This is a genomic window from Kitasatospora sp. NPDC059571 (assembly GCF_042735675.1).
Classification (GTDB): Bacteria; Actinomycetota; Actinomycetes; order Streptomycetales; family Streptomycetaceae; genus Kitasatospora.
The window spans coordinates 1-2699 of sequence record NZ_JBHWBW010000704.1 but is presented as its reverse complement, the minus strand read 5'-3'; the positions used below and the strand labels follow the sequence as shown (position 1 = coordinate 2699).

At 75.2% G+C, this 2699-nt stretch carries 1 protein-coding gene; it reads right to left on the bottom strand.

Annotated features, from left to right (window positions below; genetic code table 11):
* On the bottom strand, positions 1-2699 hold a 2699-nt coding region (locus ACFV0G_RS38060; protein ID WP_380558036.1), incomplete at both ends, for a type I polyketide synthase.

Sequence of the window (2699 nt, the reverse complement as noted above, 5' to 3'; positions counted from 1 at the left end):
GCTCGGTCCGGAGCTGCTCGGCGAGCGCGGCCGGGTTCGGGTAGTCGAAGACCAGGGTGGCCGGCAGCCTCAGTCCGGTGGCGCCGTTCAGCCGGTTCCGCAGCTCGACCGCGGTCAGCGAGTCGAAGCCGAGCTCCTTGAAGGCCCGGCCCGCGTCGACCCCGGAGGCGTCCGGGTAGCCCAGGACAGCGGCCACCTCGCCGCGCACCAGGTCGAGCAGCAGCGTCTCCCGCTCGGCCGCGCCCAGCCCCGCCAACCGCTCCGCCAGCGCCGAGCCACCACCGACTGTGGTGCCTCCGCCGCCGGCCGCGGCGCGGCGCACCGGCGTCCGGACCAGGCCCCGCAGCATCGGCGGCAGCAGCCCGGTGCCGGCCTGGGCCCGCAGGCCCGCCAGGTCGAGCTGGATGGGGACCAGCACGGGTTCGGTACCGGCCAGGGCGGCGTCGAAGAGCAGCCGGCCATCCTCCGCGCTCAGGGCGACCACACCGCCGCGGGCCATCCGCTCCACGTCCGAGCGGACCAACGCAGCCGCCATACCGCCGTCCTCCGCCCAGAGCCCCCAGGCGAGAGCGGTCGCGGGCAGGCCGGCGGCGCGGCGGCGGGCGGCGAGACCGTCCAGGAAGGCGTTCGCGGCGGCGTAGTTCGCCTGGCCCGCCGCACCGAAGACCCCGGCCGCGGAGGAGAACAGCACGAACGCGGCGAGCGGACGGTCCTTGGTCAGCTCGTGCAGGTTCCACGCCGCATCGACCTTCGGACGCAACACTGTCTCGAGTCGCTCGGGGGTGAGGGAGGAGACGATGCCGTCATCGAGGACGCCCGCCGTGTGAACGACCGCGGTCAGCTCCACGCCCTCCAGCACCTCGGCCAGCGCAGCACGGTCGGCAACATCGCAGGCCGCGAACGCCACCTCCGCTCCCAGAGCGGTCAGCTCGGCCGTAAGCTCCGCCGCGCCCTCCGCCCCAGCACCACGCCGCGACACCAGCAGCAGCCGACGCGCACCGTACTCCGTCACCAGATGACGACTGAACAGCGCACCCAGCGTGCCCGTCGCACCCGTCACCAGCACCGTACCCTCTGGGTCCAGCACCGGGGCCGTCTCACGACCGTCCGGGACCGCACGCGCCAGCCGCGGCGCCAACGCGACACCACCGCGCAGCACCACCTGCGGCTCACCGCACGCCAGCACCCGCGACAGCAGACCCACCTCGGCATCGCCGTCCAGATCCACCAACACGATCCGGCCCGGATTCTCCGACTGCGCCGAACGCAGCAGACCCAGCACCGCAGCGGACGGCAAGTCGCTGGCGTCCGATGCACCCCGGGTCACCACCACCAGACGCGAATCCGCCAACACCTCCGCCGCCAGCCACTCCTGCACCAGCGCCAACGCCTCCCGCACCGCCGTGTGCGTGGCGGCCACCGGGTCACCGCCGCCGGCCGTGCGGACGGGATACACCAGCGTGTCCGGGGCCGTGCCGCTCCCGGTCAGCGCCGCCAGGTCGGCGAAGCAGACGGCGCCCGGCAGGGCCAAGTCGTCCCCGCCGAGGACGCCGATCGTTCCGGCCGCGACCGCATCGGGCAGCAACACCGGTGCCCACTCCGGGCGGAACAGCGACTCGTGGCCGCCCGGCACCGCAACCTGGTCCGGGGTGAAGGCGCGCAGCGCCAGCGACCCGACCACGGCCACCGGCCGGCCGGTGGCGTCCGCCACCGCCAGCGAGACCGCGTCGGCACCGGCCGTGCCGATCCGCACCCGCAGTTCACCCGCACCGGCGGCCAGCAGGGACACGTCCGACCAGCTGAACGGAAGGCGTCCCTGACCGGTCTCCGCCAGCAGCCCGCCCACGCCCACCGCGTGCAGCGCGGCATCCAGCAGGGCCGGGTGCAGGCCGTACGCCGCGGCCTCCGGCCGGAGGTCCTCCGGCAGCGCCACCTCGGCGAACACCTCGCCGTCCCGCCGCCACGCCGCCCGCAGGCCCTGGAAGACCGGACCGTAGGCGAACCCGGCTGCGGCGAAGGCCTCGTACACACCGTCCACCGCGAGCGGCTCGGCACCGGCCGGGGGCCACTCGGCAAGGTCGTGGCCGGCAGGCGCCGGAGCCGAGGCGAGGAAGCCCGCGGCGTGGCGCAGCCACGGCTCGTCCGGGTGCGCATCCTCCACCCGCGAGTACACGGCCACGGACCGGCGGCCCGCCGCATCCGGAGCACCCGTCGACACCTGCACCTGCACGCCGCCGCGCACCGGCAGCACCAACGGCGCCTCCAGGGTCAGCTCCTCGACCCGGCCGCAACCGACCTGGTCGCCCGCGTGGACCGCCAGCTCGACGAACGCCGTGCCCGGCAGCAGTACGGTCTCCGCGACGGCGTGATCGGCCAGCCACGGCTGCGCATCAAGCGCGAGCCGTCCGGTGAACAGGACCCCCTCGCCGTCGGCCAGGCCCACGAAGGCACCCAGCAGCGGGTGCTCGGCCAGGTCCAGCCCGAGCTGGGCCGCGGCCGCGTCGCCCACCAGGAGCGGCGGCGCCTCCAGCCAGTAGCGCTCGTACTGGAAGGCGTAGGTGGGCAGGTCGACGCGGCGGGCATCCGTGCCCGCGAACACCGCCGGCCAGTCGATCCTCGCGCCGCGCACGTACAGCCGGGTGAGCGCGGTGATGACGCTCTCCGCCTCGCTGCGGTCCCGGCGAAGGGCGGGGGTGAGA